This is a genomic window from Sabulicella flocculans (genome assembly GCF_045449635.1).
GTDB lineage: Bacteria > Pseudomonadota > Alphaproteobacteria > Acetobacterales > Acetobacteraceae > Roseococcus.
Genome location: NZ_JBJJBR010000006.1, coordinates 22,269 through 40,439, shown reverse-complemented (window position 1 = coordinate 40,439; position 18,171 = coordinate 22,269). Strand labels below are relative to the sequence as shown.

16 protein-coding genes and 1 riboswitch are annotated in these 18,171 nt (G+C 74.8%); of the genes, 9 read left to right on the top strand and 7 right to left on the bottom strand.

From position 1 onward, the window contains the following. The first annotated feature begins 46 nt into the window (after positions 1 to 46). Positions 47 to 1,249 carry a threonine ammonia-lyase gene (locus tag ACI6QG_RS08540; RefSeq protein ID WP_407024168.1) on the top strand — a complete coding sequence of 401 codons (1,203 nt, stop codon included), beginning with the start codon at positions 47 to 49 and terminating at the stop codon, positions 1,247 to 1,249. A gap of 271 nt (positions 1,250 to 1,520) precedes the next feature. On the opposite strand, the gene ACI6QG_RS08535 is transcribed toward ACI6QG_RS08540, so the two are convergent. Both ACI6QG_RS08535 and ACI6QG_RS08530 read right to left on the bottom strand, forming a co-directional pair. After that, positions 1,521 to 2,699 (bottom strand): MFS transporter, encoded by a 1,179-nt coding sequence (locus ACI6QG_RS08535; protein WP_407024167.1) that lies wholly within the window; start codon positions 2,697 to 2,699, stop codon positions 1,521 to 1,523. After that, positions 2,696 to 3,373, bottom strand: a complete 678-nt coding sequence (locus tag ACI6QG_RS08530; RefSeq protein ID WP_407024166.1) for an alpha/beta fold hydrolase — start codon at positions 3,371 to 3,373, stop codon at positions 2,696 to 2,698. The genes ACI6QG_RS08535 and ACI6QG_RS08530 overlap by 4 nt, the downstream gene beginning before the upstream one ends. Positions 3,374 to 3,578: 205 nt before the next feature. On the opposite strand from ACI6QG_RS08530, the gene ACI6QG_RS08525 reads away from it, so the two are divergent. The 3 genes from ACI6QG_RS08525 to ACI6QG_RS08515 are packed head-to-tail and all read left to right on the top strand — an operon-like array spanning position 3,579 to position 7,004. Next, positions 3,579 to 5,081 carry a winged helix-turn-helix domain-containing protein gene (locus tag ACI6QG_RS08525; RefSeq protein WP_407024165.1) on the top strand — a complete coding sequence of 501 codons (1,503 nt, stop codon included), beginning with the start codon at positions 3,579 to 3,581 and terminating at the stop codon, positions 5,079 to 5,081. Between the two features lie 25 nt (positions 5,082 to 5,106). Then, a complete protein-coding gene (locus ACI6QG_RS08520) occupies positions 5,107 to 5,955 on the top strand; it encodes a phosphatase PAP2 family protein (protein ID WP_407024164.1) in 849 nt (282 codons plus the stop codon). Then, a complete protein-coding gene (locus ACI6QG_RS08515; protein ID WP_407024163.1) occupies positions 5,952 to 7,004 on the top strand; it encodes a hypothetical protein in 1,053 nt (350 codons plus the stop codon). Before ACI6QG_RS08520 ends, ACI6QG_RS08515 begins: the two co-directional genes overlap by 4 nt. 17 nt (positions 7,005 to 7,021) lie before the next feature. Here ACI6QG_RS08515 and ACI6QG_RS08510 read toward each other — a convergent pair whose 3' ends face one another. Next, the gene (locus ACI6QG_RS08510; protein ID WP_407024162.1) at positions 7,022 to 7,519 is read right to left on the bottom strand and encodes an Lrp/AsnC family transcriptional regulator; all 498 of its coding nucleotides are present in this window, start codon (positions 7,517 to 7,519) and stop codon (positions 7,022 to 7,024) included. A gap of 62 nt (positions 7,520 to 7,581) precedes the next feature. Here ACI6QG_RS08510 and trxB point away from each other — a divergent pair, with 62 nt between their 5' ends. The 4 genes from trxB (at position 7,582) to ACI6QG_RS08490 (ending at position 13,679) form a co-directional block, all read left to right on the top strand. Beyond that, positions 7,582 to 8,631, top strand: a complete 1,050-nt coding sequence (gene trxB, locus ACI6QG_RS08505) for a thioredoxin-disulfide reductase (RefSeq protein WP_491630723.1) — start codon at positions 7,582 to 7,584, stop codon at positions 8,629 to 8,631. Beyond that, positions 8,631 to 9,524 (top strand): LysR family transcriptional regulator, encoded by an 894-nt coding sequence (locus ACI6QG_RS08500; RefSeq protein WP_407024278.1) that lies wholly within the window; start codon positions 8,631 to 8,633, stop codon positions 9,522 to 9,524. The genes trxB and ACI6QG_RS08500 overlap by 1 nt, the downstream gene beginning before the upstream one ends. Before the next feature lie 191 nt (positions 9,525 to 9,715). Continuing rightward, a riboswitch (cobalamin riboswitch) is annotated at positions 9,716 to 9,918 on the top strand. Between the two features lie 127 nt (positions 9,919 to 10,045). Further along, positions 10,046 to 11,983 carry a TonB-dependent receptor plug domain-containing protein gene (locus ACI6QG_RS08495; protein ID WP_407024160.1) on the top strand — a complete coding sequence of 646 codons (1,938 nt, stop codon included), beginning with the start codon at positions 10,046 to 10,048 and terminating at the stop codon, positions 11,981 to 11,983. 175 nt (positions 11,984 to 12,158) lie between these two features. Further along, positions 12,159 to 13,679: an ABC transporter substrate-binding protein gene (locus ACI6QG_RS08490; protein WP_407024159.1), complete on the top strand. Its 1,521-nt coding sequence runs from the start codon at positions 12,159 to 12,161 to the stop codon at positions 13,677 to 13,679. 45 nt (positions 13,680 to 13,724) lie between these two features. Here the strand turns inward: ACI6QG_RS08490 and ACI6QG_RS08485 are convergent, their stop codons facing one another. From ACI6QG_RS08485 to ACI6QG_RS08475, 3 genes are read right to left on the bottom strand one after another with little or no spacing between them, the layout of a single operon-like run. Next, the gene (locus ACI6QG_RS08485) at positions 13,725 to 14,789 is read right to left on the bottom strand and encodes a linear amide C-N hydrolase (RefSeq protein ID WP_407024158.1); all 1,065 of its coding nucleotides are present in this window, start codon (positions 14,787 to 14,789) and stop codon (positions 13,725 to 13,727) included. 38 nt (positions 14,790 to 14,827) lie between these two features. Further along, positions 14,828 to 15,106 (bottom strand): YMGG-like glycine zipper-containing protein, encoded by a 279-nt coding sequence (locus tag ACI6QG_RS08480; protein ID WP_407024157.1) that lies wholly within the window; start codon positions 15,104 to 15,106, stop codon positions 14,828 to 14,830. 14 nt (positions 15,107 to 15,120) lie between these two features. Continuing rightward, positions 15,121 to 15,480: a Rap1a/Tai family immunity protein gene (locus ACI6QG_RS08475; RefSeq protein ID WP_407024156.1), complete on the bottom strand. Its 360-nt coding sequence runs from the start codon at positions 15,478 to 15,480 to the stop codon at positions 15,121 to 15,123. 127 nt (positions 15,481 to 15,607) lie between these two features. On the opposite strand from ACI6QG_RS08475, the gene ACI6QG_RS08470 reads away from it, so the two are divergent. Continuing rightward, entirely contained in the window at positions 15,608 to 16,330 is a 723-nt protein-coding gene (locus ACI6QG_RS08470; protein ID WP_407024155.1) for a Crp/Fnr family transcriptional regulator, read from the top strand. A gap of 13 nt (positions 16,331 to 16,343) precedes the next feature. On the opposite strand, the gene ACI6QG_RS08465 is transcribed toward ACI6QG_RS08470, so the two are convergent. Beyond that, positions 16,344 to 17,927, bottom strand: coding sequence for a 2-isopropylmalate synthase (locus ACI6QG_RS08465; RefSeq protein ID WP_407024154.1), 1,584 nt, complete (start codon positions 17,925 to 17,927; stop codon positions 16,344 to 16,346). Positions 17,928 to 18,171: the final 244 nt, after the last annotated feature.

Here is an 18,171-nt window from a genome sequence, read left to right as displayed (position 1 = left end):
GATCGTGCTCTAGGAACCCCTCCATCCGAGGAAGGGGTTGCACACCATGCCGGTCACGCTGGCGGACATCCAGGCGGCCGCCGGCCGCATCGCCGGGCGCGTGCTGCGCACCCCGCTGATCGAGAGCCCCGCCGTCTCGCGCGCGGCGGGCGCCACCGTGCTGCTGAAGCTCGACAACCTGCAGGCCACGGGCGCCTTCAAGGAGCGCGGCGCGGCCAACCGCCTGGCCTTGCTGTCGGCCCGCGAGCGCGAGGCCGGCGTCATCGCCATGTCGGCCGGCAACCATGCCCAGGCGGTGGCGCGGCACGCCACGCTGATGGGGGTGGCGGCCACCATCGTCATGCCGCGCTTCACCCCCGCCACCAAGGTGCTGCGCACGGAGGGCTTCGGCGCCCGCGTGGTGCTGCACGGCGCCACGCTGGCCGAGGCCGCCGCCCATGCCCACGCCCTGGCGCGCGAAGGCGGCCTGACCTTCATCCACCCCTATGACGACCCCGGCGTGCTGGCCGGCCAGGGCACCATGGCGCTGGAGATCCTGGAGGAAGCCGGCGCGCTGGACGCGCTGATCCTGCCCACCGGCGGCGGCGGGCTGGTGGCCGGCTGCGCCGTCGCCGCCGCCGCGCTGCGCCCCGGCCTGCCGGTGTTCGGCGTGGAGGTCGAGGGCTATCCGGCCATGGCGCAGCGCCTGGCCGGCCGCCCGGTGGCCGTCGGCGGTCCCACCATCGCCGAGGGCATCGCCGTGCGCGACGTGGGCGAACTGCCCTTCGCCCTGCTGGGGCGACTGGGGGTGGAGGTGCTGGTGGTGGCCGAGCGCGCGGTGGAGCAGGCCATCGCCCTGCTGGCCGAGGGCGCGAAGGTGGTGAGCGAGGGCGCCGGCGCGGCGGGCCTGGCGGCGGTGCTGACCTTCCCCGAGCGCTTCGCCGGGAAGCGGGTGGCGACGCCCGTCTGCGGCGGCAACATCGACCCGCGCATCCTGTCCAACGTGCTGCTGCGCAACCTGCTGCGCGACGGCCGCCTGCTGCGCCTGCACCTGGACATCCCCGACCGGCCCGGCGTGCTGGCCGACATCGCCACCCGCGTGGCTGATGCCGGCGGCAACGTGATCGAGGTCAGCCACCAGCGGCTTTTCGCCGCGCCCTCCGTGCAGACGGCGGAGCTGGAGCTGATGATCGAGGTGCGCGACCGCACCCAGGCCGACGCCATCGTCGCGGCGCTGGAGGCGGGGGACTACGTCGTGCGGCGCGGCTGAAGGCCGGGGCGCCGCACGCAATCGGCGGATGCGGCGCGGCTAAAGGCCGGGGCGCCGCGCGCAATCGGCGGATGCGGCGCGGCTGAAGGCCGGGGCGCCGCACGCAATCGGCAGATGCGGCGCGGTTGAAAGCCGGGGCGCCGCGCGCAATCGGCGGATGCGGCGCGGCTGAAAGCCGGGGCGCCGCGCGCCGGACACGGATGCGGCGCGGCGGACAGGGGGCCGCCACGCGCCCCGCGGACGGCTGCGGCACGGCGCCGGGCACCCGCGGTCACCGCGCCCGGCTGGGCGCCGCCACCGCCGCCAGCAGCGCCGCCCCGGCCAGGCCGCAGCCCGCCGCCAGCGCCGTGGCCGCCGCCATGCCGGGCCAGCCGGCGAAGCCCAGCGCCACCAGCGGCGGCGCCGCCAGCATGGCGATGCCCCGGCTGGCGAAGGTCAGCCCCATCACCCGCCCCAGCCCCGCCAGGCCGAAGCGGTCGGCCAGGAAGGCCGGCAGCAGCGCCACGAAGCCGCCCTGCGCCGCGCCGAAGGCCAGGGCGAAGACGGCCAGCCGCGTCCAGTCCTCCGCCGCCGCCCAGAAGGGCAGGGACAGGGCGCTGCACGCGCAGCAGGCCAGGAAGACGCCTGCCCGCCCCAGCCGGTCGGCCAGCGGCCCCAGCAGGAAGCGGCCCAGCAGCGTGCCCAGCCCCACCACGCCCAGCAGCTCCACCGCCGCGGCCATCGGCACCCCGCGGTCCAGCGCGGTGCCCACCAGCAGCGCGTGCGGCACCGAAACCGGCACCGACACCAGCAGCACGCCGGCGAAGCAAGGCAGCAGGCCGCGCGGCAAGGCGCCGGGCGGCGCTGCCGCGGCCCTGGCCGGCGCCGGGCCGTGCCACGGCCGCAGCAGCGACGCCCCCAGCAGCCCCAGCGGCAGCGCCGCCAGCGCCGCCAGCAGCAGCGCGCCCTCCCACGGCAAGGGCAGCGCGGCGAGCTGCGGGGCGGCCGCCGTGCCCACCCCCGCCCCGCTGACCGCGAGTCCCGAGGCCAAGCCGCGCCGCTGGGTGAAGCCGCGCTGCACCGCCACCATGGCCGGGATGTAGGCGCAGCCCGCCCCCAGCCCCACCAGCAGCCCGTAGCCCAGGAACAGCCCGGGCAGGCCCGGCCACAGCGCCGCCAGCGCCAGCCCCGCCGCCACCAGCGACGCCCCCGCCCCGGTCAGCCGCCGCACGTCCATGCGGTCGGCCAGCGGGCCGCTCAGGGCACTGACCAGGAAGCAGCTGCCGCCGTTGATGGCGTACACCGCCTCCACCACCCCGCGCGGCAGGCCCAGCCCGGCGGCGACCGGCCCGGCGAAGGCGCCGGTGGAATAGATGGCGCCGAAGCCGACCAGGGTCAGCAGGAAGGCCCCCGCCACGCTGCCCCAATCCTCCGTCGCGCGCAGCGGCAGGGCCTGCACGGCCGCGGTCACGGCAGCTCCGCCAGCTGGACCACCAGCCAGTCCGCCACGGCGGTGGCGACGCGCTCCGTCAGGCCGGGGTCGGGGGCGGCGCGCAGGCGCGGGCCGCCCTCGGGGTCGGGCAGCAGCACGCCGCCCATCGGCCAGAAGTCGCCCGGCACGTCCCAGCCATGGCCGGCGCCCAGCAGGAAGCGCTGCTCCACCCAGGAGGCGGCGCAGCGCGGCGCGTCATGCGGGCGCAGCGCCAGGGCGGGGCCGGAGGCGCCGGCCAGCGCGGCGCAGCCCGGATACATCGCCACCCCCGGCAGCCCGGCCGACAGCGCCGGCCCCGCCCCCGCGCCCCAGCCCACCAGCCCGGCCGGGCGGTGCCCGTGCGCCACCGCCCAGGCCAGGGCGGCGCGCACCGTGGCGGCATCGGGGGCGTGCTCCTCGTCCAGCCCCAGGGTGAGCACGGCGAAGCCACGCAGCGCCAGCGCGTCGGCATAGGGCGCGGCGCGGCCGTCCTCGCCGGCGGCATCGGGCAGCAGCAGCACCAGCGGCGCGCCGGGCGCGGCGGAGGCCAGCAGGGCCACGCCGCCCGCCGCGGGCAGGTGCAGCAGCTCGTCGGCGCGGGCAGCGGCGGTCGGGAACTGGGCGGCCGCGGCCACACCGCCCAGCAGCAGCACGGCTTGCAGATGGTTGCGCATCGTCGTCGCTCCTGTCCTGCACCCCATGCCCAGGCTTTCACTGCGGGCGCCTGGGCGTCCCGAAGCGGAGGCGAAGTTTTTCCGAAAGCCGCGAATGGCCCGCGCGGGGGCGCACGGGCCGTGCATGATGCGGCGCACCCATGGTAGATTCACCGTTCGACAATCCTGGATGGGCCGGCCGGGCATGGCGTCGGGGAGCCTCGCGGTGACGATCGGCGGCTGCGTGCTGGACCCCGGCCGCGGCCTGCTGAGCCATGGCGGCCGCGACGTGCCCCTGCGCCCCAAGACCCGCGCGCTGCTGCTGCTGCTGCTGGAGGAGGCGGGCCGCCCGGTGACGCGCGACGCCATCCTGGACGCCATCTGGGGCGGGCTGCACGTGACGGATGACAGCATCACCCAATGCGTGGTGGAGCTGCGCCGCGCCCTGGGCCCGGAGGCCTGGCGCCTGAAGACCCTGCCGCGCCGCGGCTACCTGCTGGAAGCGCCGCCCCCGGCGCCGGCCCTGCCGCGCGGCGTGCCGGTGGTGGCGGTGCTGCCGCTGCGCCTGCCGGTGCCCGACCCCGCCCTGGCGCTGTTCGCCGAAGGGGTGGTGGACGGCGTGGTCGGCGCGCTGGCGGCCCGGCGGGAGCCGGTGGTGATCTCCGCCAACTCCACCCGCGCCCTGGGCGGCGCGGAGGCGGACCTGCCGTCCATCGGCCGCCGGCTGGGGGCGGGCTGGATCGTGTCGGGCCAGCTGCGGCCGCACCCGGGCGGGCTGCGCCTGTCGCTGGAGCTGGCCGAGGCCGCGACCGCCGCCGTGGCCTGGCGCCGCAACTGGGACCTGCCGGCGGGGCCCGGCCTGGAACTGGAGGAGGAGGTGGCCGGCGTCATCGCCCACGGCCTGGCCCCGCGGGTGGAGGAGGCGGAGCTGCGCCGGCTGCGCGCCCGCCCCGCCCCGGGCGACCCCGCCGCCTATCACCTGCTGCTGGAGGCGCGCGCCCTGGTGTTCCGGCTGGAGCACGAGGCCTTCGAGGCCGGCGGCGCGCTGCTGCGGCGCGCGGTGGCGCTGGATCCCGGCTTCCCGCCCGCCCACGCCGCCCTGGCCGACTGGCACAGCCTGCGCCTGGGCCAGAGCTGGAGCGACGACCCCGCCGCCGACCTGGCCGGGCTGGAGGAAGCGGCGGCGGCCGCCCTGGCGCTGGATTCCGCCAACCCGCGCGCCCTGGCCCTGGCCGGGCACAACCGCGCCATGCTGCGCCGCGCCCACGAGAAGGCGCTGCCCCTGTTCGAGCGCGCGCTGGAGGCCGCCCCCAACGACCCCGAGGCCTGGATGTGGTCCGTGCCCACCCATTCCTGGCTGGGCCGCCACGGGGAGGCGCTGCACCGCGCCCGCCGCGCCCTGGCCCTGTCGCCCGAGGACCCGCTGGCCTTCCGCGCCCACCACTTCATGGCCATCGCCCACTACGAGGCCGGGGAGCTGGAGGAGGCCGCGGAATGGGGCCTGTCCTCGCGCCGGGCGCATGGGCGCTACGCCTCCAACCTGCGGCTGACCGCCGCCGCCCTGGCCGGGCTGGGCCGGGAATCAGCGGCGCGGGAGGTGGCGCGGGAGGCGATGGCGGTGGATGGCGGCTTCCGCGTCGGCGCGGCCATCGCCCGCCACGCGGGGCGGAACCCGGCGGCGCGCGAGGCGCTGGCGCGGCGCTGGCTGGCGGCGGGCCTGCCGCCATGACGGCGCGAAAGGAGGGAGAGCGACGATGAGCGGGTTCCTGGCCGGCAACGGCGGCTACAACGGCGGCTACAACGGGGGGTACAATGGCGGCTACAACGGCGGCTATGCCGGGCTGGCGCGGCTGGCCGACGGCGCCACGCTGACGCCCGCCCCCGACAAGCTGCCCGCCCTCTCCCCCCAGCCCTTCCCCACCGCCGCCTGGGCGCCGGAGCTGCGCGCCCAGGTGGTGCTGGCCGGCCTGTCGGGCGAGTGGCGCGACCTGGCCTGCCCCGACCCGCCGGCCGATGCCGCGACGCTGCGCGGGGAGCTGCGCCACCTGATGGACCTGGCCAGCAAGCTCCGCGCCACCCGGCTGGGCGAGATCCTGGCGCAGTCGGTGGCGCTGGACGGGCCGTTCCTGAACCTGCTGGCCGCCGACCCGGCGGCGCGCCCGGCCACCTGCGCGCTGGTCGCCACCGGCATCGTGGTCGGGCAGGCGGCGGGCATGCACTGGAAATGGCACCACCAGCGGCCGCGCCCCGCGCACCTCTACCCGGCGCTGATGCCGGTGCTGCCCACCCCGCCGCATGCCTCCTTCCCGTCCAACCACGCCTTGCAGGCCCGGCTCTGCGCCCGGCTGCTGCAGGGCGCGCTGGGGCTGGAGGACGACCACCCCTTCGTCACCCACGCCCTGCTGGACCTGGCGGACCGCATCGCCGAGAACCGGGAAATCGCCGGCCTGCACTTCCCCTCCGACAGCGATTGCGGCCGCACCCTGGCCGACGCCCTGGCGCCGCTGGTGGTGGCCTCGGCCGCCGGCGAGGCGCTGCTGGAGCAGGCGAAGGCCGAATGGGCCGGGATGGCCTTCGACGCCGTCCCGCTCGCCACCCCGTGAGCACGCGCGGCTTCCTGGAGGACGCCGCGCCGCGGCTGGGCCTGCGCCAGGAGGAGCGCGACTGGGTGATGGACGCCGGGCTGGAGGACTATGACGCCCTCTACTCCCTGCTGGCCATCAGCCCTTCCGTGCGCAAGCGGCGCGGCGTGCGGCGGGAGGATCTGCTGCGGACGCTGGAAGGGCTGGTGAGCCCGGAACTGCTGGACCTGCCCACCGCCCCCGCCCAGGCGCTGGACGAGGCGCCGCCGCCCCCCGCGGGCGGCGCCGCGCCGGCGGACTGGCCCGGCCGCGCCCCGCTGCGCGACCCCCCGGCCTTCGACCACCTGGGCGCGCTGGCCCGCGCCGGCTGGCCGGTGCGCGACCAGGGGAACGAGCCGGATTGCGTGCCCTTCGCCGTGGCGGCGATGCTGGAATTCCGGCTGGGCCCGCCGCCGCCGCGGCTGTCGCCGCTGTCGCTGGTGGCGGCGCTGCGGGCGCTGGGCCGGCCGCTGGGCGCCGGCGGCACCAAGCTGCTGGCGGCGCGCGCGGCGCTGCACCAGCCCGGCATCCTGCGCCACGCCGAATGGCCCGACACCATGCCCCGCGCGGCCGACCCGCCCCCGGCGCTGTGGCAGGGGGCGCTGCGCGCCGACGCCCCCGCCTGGGACCCGGGCGGGAACGCGCCGCGCTTCCCCTTCGTGGCCGCGGCGCTGCACGCCGCCGCGCGGGCCGCCCCCTGCGCCATCACCTGCGCCGTGTGGCGCGACCCCGAGGCGCCGCCGGGGCAGGACACCTGGCGCAGCCCGCAGGGCTGGGCCTTCGGCAAGGTGCTGCCACGCGACCCCGACTTCGTGCCGGCCGGCGGGCACGCCGCCTGCGTGCTGGGCTTCCGCCCCGACGCGAACGAGGCGGCCGGCGGGCACTTCCTGCTGCGCAATTCCTGGAGCACCGCCTGGGGCATGCGCGCCCGCCCCTCCAACGACCCGGCCATGCCGCCCGCCCCCGGCTACGGCACCCTGGCCGCGCGCATCGTCGAGGACGAGCTGTACGAGATCATGCAGGCGCCCTGATGCGCGGCGCCGCGGCCTCAGCCCACCGGCACGCCCGCGGCGAACTTGCCGGTGCGGATGGTCTGCAGCGTCTGCACCCGCAGCACGTGGGGCGAGGCGGTGAGGCGCGCGGTCAGCTCGTTCTCGTGCGCGGTGTCGCGCGCCACCAGCCGCAGCAGGAAGTCGCCGCCGCCGCGGATCATGTGGCACTCCCGCACCTCGGGCCAGGCGGTGGCCTCGGCCTCGAAGGCGTCCAGCACCGCCTGCTTCTGCGATTCCAGCCCGACCACGGCGAAGAAGGTCACCTCGAAGCCCAGCGCCGCCGGCTCGATGTCGGCGTGGTAGCCGCGCAGCACCCCCGCCTCCTCCAGCCGGCGCACCCGGCGCAGGCAGGGCGGCGCCGAGAGGCCGACGCGCTGCGCCAGCTCCACGTTGGTGATGCGCCCGTCCGCCTGCAGCTCCGCCAGGATCCGCATGTCAATCGCGTCCAGGTCGCCCCGGGCGCGGGCGGCAGGTTCCTTGCTGCTGTCAGGCATGCCGCGCAATATCATTGCGGAGTTGGCAAATGGCAAGGTCCGGGGTTGTTCCGCATGGCTGGATGGGCAGATATGCACGCAACGCGAGACAACGCCCGGATTCAGCCGTGCCCGACCCACACCCGACCCGCCTCCTCATCATCGGGGCCGGCCCCGCCGGCTACACGGCCGCCATCTACGCGGCGCGCGCCGGGCTGCGGCCGGTGCTGGTGGCCGGGATGCAGCCCGGCGGCCAGCTGACCATCACCACCGACGTGGAGAACTACCCCGGCTTCGCCGAGGCGGTGCAGGGCCCCTGGCTGATGGAGCAGATGCGCGCCCAGGCCGAGCACGTGGGCACCCGCATCGTGCACGACCTCGTCACCCGCGTGGAATTCGATGGGGAGCCCTTCCTGGCCCATTGCGACTCCGGCGACGCGTACGCGGCCGAGGCGGTGGTCATCGCCACCGGCGCCCAGGCCAAGTGGCTGGGCATCCCGGGCGAGAAGGAGCTGTCCGGCTTCGGCGTCTCCGCCTGCGCCACCTGCGACGGCTTCTTCTTCCGCGGCAAGGACGTGGCGGTGATCGGCGGCGGCAACTCGGCGGTGGAGGAGGCGCTGTACCTGTCCAACCTGGCGCGCCACGTCACCGTGGTGCACCGGCGCGACAGCTTCCGGGCGGAGAAGATCCTCCAGCAGCGCCTGTTCGCCCGCCCCAACGTCACCGTGCTGTGGAACCAGGTGACGGAGGCCATGCTGGGCACCGAGGCGCCCCGCCCGGTGGCCCGCGCCCTGGCCCTGCGCGACGCCCTGACCGGCGAGCGGCGGGAGCTGCCGGTGGACGGCGTCTTCGTCGCCATCGGCCACGCGCCGGCCACCGCGGTGTTCGCCGGCCAGCTGGCGATGGACGCGGGCGGCTACATCGCGGTGGAGGCCGGCTCCACCCGCACCTCCGTGCCCGGGGTCTTCGCCGCGGGCGACGTGGCGGACAAGGTGTACCGCCAGGCGGTGACCGCCGCCGGCACCGGCTGCATGGCCGCGCTGGACGCCGAGAAGTGGCTGGCGCACCGCGCCGCCGGCGCCCCCAGCCCCGCCAGCTACGGCACCGAGACCAGCAAGGAGAGGGCCGCGTGATGCCGCTCGACTGGGACAAGCTGCGCGTCTTCCACGCCGTGGCGGAAGCGGGCTCCTTCACCCATGCCGGCGAGACGCTGGCGCTGTCGCAATCCGCCGTCTCGCGCCAGATCCAGGCGCTGGAGGAGGCGCTGAGCGTGCCGCTGTTCCACCGGCACGCCCGCGGCCTGATCCTCACGGAGGCGGGCGAGACGCTGAACCGCACCGTGCGGGAGGTCTTCGCCAAGCTGGCGATGACCGAGGCCCTGCTGACCGAGGGGCGCGAGCGCCCGGCCGGCCGGCTGAAGGTGACCACCACCACCGGCTTCGGCTCCTCCTGGCTGGCGCCGCGCCTCCATCGCTTCCTGGAGATGTTCCCGGAGATCAACGTCTCGGTGATCCTGGACGACGCCGACCTGGACTTGGCGATGCGCGAGGCCGACGTGGCCATCCGCATGCACCCGCCGCGCCAGCCGGACCTGATCCAGCGCCACGTCGCCACCTTCGGCTGGCGCATCGTCGGCCACCAGGACTACCTGAAGCGCGCCGGCATCCCGCAGCGGCCGGAGGAGCTGGACGCCCACCGCCTGATCGTCTGGGGCGACTACCGCCCGCCGGTGGAGGAGATCAACTGGCTGGCCGAGGTGGGGCGCAAGCCCGGCCAGGGCCGCCGCGGCACGCTGGAATGCAACTCGCTGTCCGGCATGCTGGGGGCGGTGAAGTCCGGCCTCGGCCTGGCCGCCATGCCCGACTACATGGGCCCCGAGCTGGAAGGGCTGCTCACCGTGCTGCCCGAGCTGAAGGCGCCCAAGATCAACGCCTACTTCGTGTATCCGGAGGAGATGCGCGCCTCCAAGCGCGTCTCGGTGTTCCGCGACTTCCTGGTGCAGGAGCTGGCCGGGCAGCAGGCGTAGCCATCATGCGCGCCCGGCATGGGTGATGCGAAGGATTGCGCCTTCTGCATGACGGCCGGGACATTATGTTGCGGGGCATCGGCGCTTCGGCGCCGGCGGGGCCTTCGGGTCCCACGTCTCCCAGACGTGAAGCCTCCCTGTATGACTTGGCCGCCGCCCCCTGGGTTGGCGGCCTTTCTTTTTGCCGGTAACCCTTCCGCCCATGCGACGGTGCCCCGAGGAGGGGTGAAACGGGAAGGCGCGACGGCGGGGAACACCCGCCCAATCCGCCGCTGCCCCCGCAACTGTAGGCGGCGAGCCGCCGGCCAGATGCCATTGCGCCCGCGCGGCGTGAGAAGGCGGCCGGTGGCAGCGACCCGCGAGCCAGGAGACCGGCCGGCGCAGAGTTGTCTTCGCGCGTGCCGGGCGGGGTGCACCGGCGCCACGGACCCATGGGGTCCGGTTGCGGACATGACGCCAGCCGCCACGGGCCGCCCATCCGCCCGGGGCTCGACGTCACGCGCAGCCCGGAGGATCCCCCGATGCGCCCTGTCCTGCTCGCCACCGCCGCCATCCTGGCCGGCGGCCCTGCCTTCGCGCAGACCGCCATTCCCGACACCGTCGTCACCGCCACCCGCGCGCCCACGGCGCTGGAGCGCGTGCCGGCCGGCATCACCGTCATCACGCGCGCCGAGATCGAGGAGCGCGGCCTCGCCACGCTGGCCGAGGCCCTGCAGATCGTGCCCGGGCTGCGGCTGGCGCAGGCCGGCGGGCCCGGCCAGCAGGCCAGCGTCTTCCTGCGCGGCAATTCCTCGCGCTCCACGCTGGTGCTGCTGGACGGCGTGCCGCTGAACGACCCTTCCGAGCCCAACGGCGCCTTCAACTTCGGCAACGAGATGCTGTTCGACGTGGAGCGCATCGAGGTGCTGCGCGGCCCGGCCTCCTCGCTCTACGGCGCCTCGGCGATCGGCGGCGTGGTGAACCTGGTGACGCGCCGCGCCGCGCCCGACCGCGCCTTCCAGCCCTATGGCGAACTGGCCGGCGGCACCCAGCGCACGCTGCGCGCCGGCGCCGGCGCCACCGGCACGGTCGGGCGCTTCGACTACCTGTGGAGCGCCAATTCGCTGTCCACAAAGGGCTTCAACGCCACCGCCGACCGCTTCACCCGCAGCTTGAATGAGCGCGACGGGCTGCGCGCCGCCGCCGCCACCGCCCGCCTCGGCTGGGCCCCGACGGAGGGGATGCGCGTCGAAGGGCTGGTCCGTTGGCGGGAGAACCGCGCCGGGCTGGACTCCGTGCCGCGCGACGACCCCAACTTCACCGGCGAGGACCGCCGCTGGCAGGGCCAGCTGCGCGGCGAGGCCACGCTGCTCGGCGGCGCCTGGACCACCGGCCTGCGGCTGGCCTTCACCAGCGACCGCCGCTGGTACCAGAACCTGCCCGACCAGCTTTCCGCCGCCGCCGGCACCGACCGCTACCGTGGCGAGCGCACCACGCTGGACTGGGGCAATGCCGTGCGCCTGCCCGGCTTCGGCGCCCTCAGCGACGGCCAGGCCACCTTCGGCATCACGCATTTCCATGAGGAGGCGCGCAGCCTGGCCGGCAGCCTGCCCTTCCAGACCCGGGTGGACGCCAGGCAGGACGGCACCGCCGGCCACGCCGCCGTGCAGTACCGCGTGTGGCACCGGCTGGATCTCTCGGCCGGCGGGCGGCACGACAGCATCGGCCGCTTCGACGACACCACCTGGCGGCTGGGCGCCGTGCTGCACTGGCCAGAGGTGAACATGCGGCTGCGCGCGGCGGGCGGCAGCGGCTTCAACGCGCCCTCGCTGTACCAGCGCTTCGGCGCCATCGGCACCAGCTTCCGCGGCAACCCCGGGCTGAAGCCCGAGCGCAGCCTGGGCTACGAGCTGGGCGCGGAGCTGGACGTGCCAGGCTTCGGCCGCGCCGACTTCGCCACGCTGGGCGCCACCTTCTTCCAGAGCCGGGTGGAGGACCTGGTCAACTTCAACGCCGGCTTCAACACGCTGGTGAACGTGGACCGCGCGGCGATCAAGGGCGCGGAGCTGGCGCTGGCGCTGCGCCCGGCCGCCTGGCTGTCCACCCAGGCCGCCTGGACCATCACCGACGCGCGCGACGACGTGACCGGCCGCCCGCTGCCGCGCCGCCCCGAGCACGTGGTGACGCTGACCGCCCGCGCCGAACCGCTGCCCGGCCTGGTCCTCGCGCCGACGCTGCTGTTCACCGGCCGCAGCCCGGAGGGGGCCTTCGCCTCCTACAATGATGCCGGCACCAGCCGCGCCTCGCCGCGGGCGAACAAGGCGGGGGTGGTGCTGAACCTCACCGCTTCCTGGCGCATCACCCCCCAGGTCACCGCCTTCGCCGAGGGACGGAACCTGGGCGGCTCGAAGTGGGAGCCGGTCAACGGCTTCCAGGTGCCGGGGCGGTCGCTGTTGGTGGGGACGCGGTTCGCCTTCTGACGGCACGGCACTTGCAACCCACCCGGCATCCTCATGCCGGGTGGGACACCGAATGACCGCTGATTCCTTGAATCGCCGCGACTTGCTGGCCGCCTTGGGTGCCGCAGGAATGGCCAGTCTGCCGCTTTCCTACACCGACGGTCAGGCGTTTGCCCAGACTCAAGGCAGTGAGCGCGTGCTGCGCTACGGCATCTCCATGGCCGACATGCCGCAGACCACCGGCCAGCCCGACCGCGGCGCCGGCGCCTACCAATTCACCGGCCACACCCTGTACGACCCGCTGGTGGCCTGGGAGATGGACGTGGCCGACCGGCCCGGGAAGCTGGTTCCCGGCCTCGCCACCTCCTGGGAGGCCAATCCGGCGGACCGCACCAAGTGGGTGTTCCGCCTGCGCCCCGGCGTCCTCTTCCATGACGGCAGCGCCTTCAACGCCGACGCCGTGGTGTGGAACTTCGACAAGGTGCTGAACCCGCAGGCGCCGCATTTCGACAACCGCCAGGCCGCCCAGGTGCGGCCGCGCCTGCCCTCCGTCGCCTCCTGGCGCAAGCTGGACGAGATGACGGTGGAGGTGACCACCAAGGCGGTGGACAGCTTCTTCCCCTACCAGATGCTGTGGTTCCTGGTTTCCTCGCCCGCGCAGTATGAGCGGCTGGGGCGTTCGTGGGACCGCTTCGCGGTTGAGCCCAGCGGCACCGGCCCCTTCCGCCTGGCCCGCCTGGTCCCGCGCGAGCGCGCGGAGCTGGTGCGCAACACCGCCTATTGGAACCCCGCGCGCATGCCCAAGGTGGACCGCGTGGTGCTGGTGGTGGCGCCCGAGACCACCACGCGCACCAACGCGCTGATCGCCGGCCAACTCGACCTCATCGAGAGCCCGGCGCCCGACCTGGTGCCGCGGCTGCGCCAGTCCGGCGCGCGCGTCATGGAGAACGTGACGCCGCACGTGTGGAACTACCACCTCTCCTTGGTCGAGGGTTCGCCCTGGCGCGACATCCGGCTGCGCCGCGCCGCCAACCTCGCCATCAACCGCGACGAGGTGGTGGCGCTGCTCGGCGGCCTGGGCAAGCCGGCGGTCGGCGTGGTGGACCCGTCCTCGCCCTGGTTCGGCCGGCCCGAGTTCCAGATCCGCCACGACCCGGCGGAGGCGCGGCGCCTGCTGGCCGAGGCGGGGTTCTCCCCGCGCAACCCGCTGCGCACCCGCTTCATCGTGCCCTCGGGCGGGTCGGGGCAAATGCTCTCGATGCCGATGAACGAGTACGTGCAGGCCGCCTGGCGCGAGGTCGGCATCCAGGTGGATTTCCAGGTGGTGGAGCTGGAGGTGCTCTACACCTGCTGGCGCCAGGGCGCGCTGGGCGAGATCGCGCGCGCGGGCAACATCACCGCCAACAACGTGGCGTATCTCACGAGCGACCCGCTCTACGCCTTCATCCGCTTCTTCCACTCCAACCAGATCGCGCCGGTGGGGGTGAACTTCGCGCATTACCGCGACGCCGAGATGGACGCGATCCTGGACCGCGCGATGCAGAGCTTCGACGTGGCCGAGCAGGACGCGCTGATGCGCCGCGCGCACGAGAAGGCGGTGAACGAGGCGCTGTGGGTGTTCGTGGTGCACGACACCAACCCGCGCGCCCTGGGGCGCGGGGTGCGCGGCTACACCCAGGCGCAGCACTGGTTCCAGGACTTGACGACGCTGGCGTAGTCGAGGCGGGGTCCTGGCGGGGTGCAGGGGTGGCGCCCCTGCCCTTCACTCGTTCGACGGCAGCGGCCTGAACATCGCGGCCGGCGCGAAGCGGTTGCTGACATCGCCGGTCAGGTCGTAGTTCCCGGCGATGGCCAGCTTCCGCACCCCCGCGGCCGGGGCGTGGTCGAACTGGCCGAAGTTCATCCAGAACACGTTGGCGCTGTAGACGCCGTCGAAATACATCGTGCGCTGCTCCAGGCTGATGACGCTGCGCCAGATGGTGGTGGAGATGTTGGGCCGCGCCGGGTCGGCCACGCCGAAGGGCGCGGAGACGTTGCGCATCACGCTCATGATGGCCGCCACCGCTTCGCGCTGCGAGCGCGGGGTGGGCAGGTGGGTGACGTAGTAGGCGGCGCGGACGAAGCGGTCGGCGGCCTCATGCGTGCCCGGCAGGGGGTCGGTGCCGCCGAAGCCCTGGAAGCGGCGCAGGTTCTCCAGTTGCTTGTCGTAGGTGGGCTGGTTGGTCATCACCACGTAGCGGCGGTCATGGTAGACGCTGATGCGCCCGTTCACGCATTCCAGGATGGCGCTGCCGCCGCTGCGGTCGTTGAGCGCGAGGTGGATGGTGCCGGGCTTGCCGCTGTTGGGCTCCACCGCCATGCGGATCTGGAACGGCTCGGCGCGGGTGCGCTCCACCGCCTCGGCGACGGTGGCGCAGGTGTCGAGGTACCAGGTCAGCCACTGGCCGATGCTCAGCCCGGGCTTGGCGGGGTCGCGCGGGCCGGTCGAGGCCTCGGGCAGGTAGAGCAGGTGCCCGGCCAGCCCGGCCTCGTTCACGCCATCCACCATCGTGTTGTCATAGACGGTGAGGACGGTGCTGCCGTAGCGGCTGGTCCAGCGCAGCGGGTTCACCGCGGCGCCGCCGTCGCGCTCCATGCCGCGCGGCAGGATCCAGGCGTTGCTCTCCGTGTCCTCGAACCAGTCCATGTTGCGGCCGATGAAGACGCCCAGGCCGGGCCAGTTCCACAGCGCGCGCGAGCACGCCTGCGCCTGGCGCGGGGCGATGGCCAGCAGGGGCAGCGCGGCGCCGGCGCCCAGCGCCAGGCGGCGGCCGATGGGGAAGGTCATGGTGCAGTCTCCGGTTGGGTGATGGGGGTGGTGGGGTGCTACCAGCCGCGGCGGCCGTGGCGGTGGCCGCGCCAATAGGCCTCGCGCCGCTCCTCGCGCGCGCGGCCGGCGGCGTAGCCGCCCAGCGCGCCCACCCCGGCGCCGATGGCCGCCCCCCAGCCGGCATCGCCGGAGATCGAGCCGATGGCCGCCCCGCCCAGGCCGCCGATGACGGCCCCCGTGGCGGCGCCGCGGCCGGAATCGCTGTAGGGCGCGGCGCAGCCGCCGCCCGCGAGGACGAGCGCCAGCAGGCCGGCGCGGAGGGTGCGGTGGGTCATGGGGTGCGTCCTTCTCACCGGCGGCCGCCGCGCGTGGCGCAAGGGTAGGTCTCGGCGGCGAAGCGCAGCAGCCCGTCCACCGCGGCTTCGGCGCCGCGCCGGGGTTCGGCGGCGGCCCAGGCGGCGAAGCGGGCCGCGACATCGGCCATGCGCGGCGCCTCGGGCGGCGGGCAGTAGAAGGGGCGGAAGGGGCCGTCGGCGCGGGTCAGCGCGCCATGCAGCTGCGCGACGGCGGCGAGCTGCCCGTGGCAGAAGCCGTGCGCCAGGTCACGCGCCGGATCGGCCTCGCCCGCGGCGCACAGCCGGGCCAGCGCCCCCGCCGTGCCGGCGCGGAAGTCATCGGCGCCCACCGGCGCCTGCGCGCGGGCGGGCATTGCCGCCAGGGCCCCAAACAGGCCCAATGCCAGGATTCGCCGCATGTCGCTTGCCCCTCGATGCCGTTTGGGCGCGCGTTAGCAGGGAGTTGCCAGGGCGATGTTGCGCGAAGTAGCAATCCCGCCGATGGCCCGACCGAATGCGCCCCGCGCCGCCGCCGCCCGGCTGGAGGCCGTGTTCGCCGCGCGCGGCTGGCTGTCGGAGCAGCCGCCGGCCTTCCGCGCGCTGCTGGTCGGCGCGGCGGTGCCGCTGGAGGCGGAGCCGGGGCAGTGCCTGGTCCGCATGGATGACGACTCCGCCGCGCTCTACGGCATCGTCTCGGGTGCCGTGGGCACGGAGGGCGGGCACCGGCGCCAGACCGCGCTGCTGGGCCACGTCATGCGCAGCGGCGACTGGTTCGGGCTGAAGGCCGCGGTGGCGGGCGGGAGGCAGGAGCTGACCTACCGCGTGCTGGAGCCGGCGCGGCTGCTCTGCGTGCCGCGCGCGCGGCTGGCGCCGCTGATGCGCGAGGACCCGGAGGTCGCCATCCGCGTCGCCCAGCTCGGCGAGTTCACCAGCCGGCTGGGCGCCTGGATCGCGCGCGACCTGCTGACGCCCGATGCCGGCCGGCGGCTCGCCTCGGTGCTGCTGCGGGTGCTCGGGCTGGGGGAGGTGACGCCGGACGACCCACAGGGCTTCTGGCTGACCCACCGCCAGCTCGGCGAGATGGCCAACCTGTCCCGCCACCATGTCGGGCGCAAGCTGGCCGCCTTCGAGGCGCAGGGCTGGATCGCCTGCGGCTACAACCGCATCCGCCTGCTCGACGCCGAGGGGCTGCGCGGCTTCGCCTATGGCGACGAAGCCGGCTGACGCCCCCCTTCCCTCACCCCGCCTTCAGCACCGCCGGCGGCGCCGTGCGCTCGCGCTTCACCAGCAGCTTGTTCAGCGCCGTGACGTAGGCGCGCGCCGAGGCGACGATGGTGCAGGTCTCCGCCGCCTGCCCGTCCACCAGCTTGCCGTTCTCCTCGAAGCGCACGGTCACGCGGGCCTGGGCGTCGGTGCCGCCGGTGATGCTCTGCACGGCGTAGAGCTTCAGCGCGATCTCGTGCGGCCAGGCGGCGCGGATGGCGTTGAAGGTGGCGTCCACCGCGCCGTCGCCGATGGCCATGCCGTCGTGGCGCACGCCGTCCACCTCCAGGCTGACGGTCGCCATCGGCTTGGTGCCGATGCCGGTGGAGACGTTCAGCCCCGCCAGGGTGATGCGGTCATCGGCGCGCAGCACCTCGTCATCCACCAGGGCGGCGATGTCCTCGTCGTAGACCACCTTCTTGCGGTCAGCGAGGTCCTTGAAGCGCTTGAAGGCGTCGTTCAGCTGGTTGTCGCCGACCTCGTAGCCCAGGGACTTCAGCCGGTCGCGGAAGGCGGCGCGGCCGCTGTGCTTGCCCAGCACCAGCGAGGTGCTGGTCCAGCCCACGCTCTCGGGCGTCATGATCTCGTAGGTGGAGCTGTCCTTCAGCATGCCGTCCTGGTGGATGCCGGATTCATGCGCGAAGGCGTTGCGGCCGACGATGGCCTTGTTGGGCTGCACGTCGAAGCCGGTGGTGGCGGCCAGCAGCTTGGAGATCTTCAGCAGCTTGGTGGTGACGATGTTGTTGGTGGTGGGGATGGCGTCGGCGCGGGTGCGCAGCGCCATCACCGCTTCCTCCAGGCTGGCATTGCCGGCGCGCTCGCCGATGCCGTTGATGGTGCACTCCACCTGCCGGGCGCCGGCGCGGATGGCGGCCAGGGTGTTGGCCACCGCCAGGCCGAGGTCGTTGTGGTTGTGGGTGGAGAAGATGACGCCATCGGCGCCCGGCACGCGCTCGCGCAGGGTGGTGAAGATGCGCGCCATGTCCTCCGGCACCGCGTAGCCCACGGTGTCGGGGATGTTGATGGTGGTGGCGCCGGCCTTGATGGCGGCCTCCACGCAGCGGCACAGGAACTCCATCTCCGTGCGCGTGCCGTCCTCGGCGGACCACTCCACGTCGTCGGTGGCGTTGCGCGCCATGGTGACGGAGGCGGTGACCAGGGCCAGCACCTCCTCGGGCTCCATGCGCAGCTTCACGCGCATGTGCAGCGGCGAGGTGGAGACGAAGGTGTGGATGCGCTTGCGCGCGGCCGGGCGGATGGCCTCGGCGGCGCGCTGGATGTCGGCGGGCGCGGTGCGGGCCAGGCCGCAGACCACCGGGCCGTCCTTGCTGAACCGCCTGGCGATGCTCTCGACGCTCTCGAAGTCGCCGGGCGAGGCAATGGGGAAGCCGGCCTCCATCACGTCCACGCCCAGCTCGGCCAGGGCCTCGGCCATGCGCAGCTTCTCGTTCAGGTTCATCGAGAAGCCGGGCGACTGCTCGCCGTCGCGCAGCGTGGTGTCGAAGATGATGATGCGGTCGTCGGCGATGCGGCCGAAGGAGGGGTGGGTGATGCTCATGGGTGCGCTCCGCGCCTTGATGGGTTTCCGCCGTCATCCCCCGGGTGGAGCAGGCCGCGCACGCGGCAGCGCGTCACGCCCGGGGGCGGAGAAGTCGAAGCGGAAGGAGGGCGAGCGCCAGCGCCCGGGGCAGCACCCCGGCGGACGGCACGGAATGTGCAGCGCGCTCGGCCATGCGGGGCAGACTAACGGCGGCGCCGCGGCGGCGCAAGCGGGCGATGGACAGGCCCGGCCGCCCCCGCCA

Coding starts and splice junctions, on each gene's coding strand:
- ACI6QG_RS08540 (WP_407024168.1), top strand. CDS start 47: ATGCCGGTCACGCTGGCGGACATCCAGGCGGCCGCCGGCCGCATCGCC.
- ACI6QG_RS08530 (WP_407024166.1), bottom strand. CDS start 3,373: ATGCGCAACCATCTGCAAGCCGTGCTGCTGCTGGGCGGTGTGGCCGCG.
- ACI6QG_RS08520 (WP_407024164.1), top strand. CDS start 5,107: ATGAGCGGGTTCCTGGCCGGCAACGGCGGCTACAACGGCGGCTACAAC.
- ACI6QG_RS08510 (WP_407024162.1), bottom strand. CDS start 7,519: ATGCCTGACAGCAGCAAGGAACCTGCCGCCCGCGCCCGGGGCGACCTG.
- trxB (WP_491630723.1), top strand. CDS start 7,582: ATGGGCAGATATGCACGCAACGCGAGACAACGCCCGGATTCAGCCGTG.
- ACI6QG_RS08500 (WP_407024278.1), top strand. CDS start 8,631: ATGCCGCTCGACTGGGACAAGCTGCGCGTCTTCCACGCCGTGGCGGAA.
- ACI6QG_RS08495 (WP_407024160.1), top strand. CDS start 10,046: ATGCGCCCTGTCCTGCTCGCCACCGCCGCCATCCTGGCCGGCGGCCCT.
- ACI6QG_RS08485 (WP_407024158.1), bottom strand. CDS start 14,789: ATGACCTTCCCCATCGGCCGCCGCCTGGCGCTGGGCGCCGGCGCCGCG.
- ACI6QG_RS08480 (WP_407024157.1), bottom strand. CDS start 15,106: ATGACCCACCGCACCCTCCGCGCCGGCCTGCTGGCGCTCGTCCTCGCG.
- ACI6QG_RS08475 (WP_407024156.1), bottom strand. CDS start 15,480: ATGCCCGCCCGCGCGCAGGCGCCGGTGGGCGCCGATGACTTCCGCGCC.
- ACI6QG_RS08470 (WP_407024155.1), top strand. CDS start 15,608: ATGGCCCGACCGAATGCGCCCCGCGCCGCCGCCGCCCGGCTGGAGGCC.
- ACI6QG_RS08465 (WP_407024154.1), bottom strand. CDS start 17,927: ATGAGCATCACCCACCCCTCCTTCGGCCGCATCGCCGACGACCGCATC.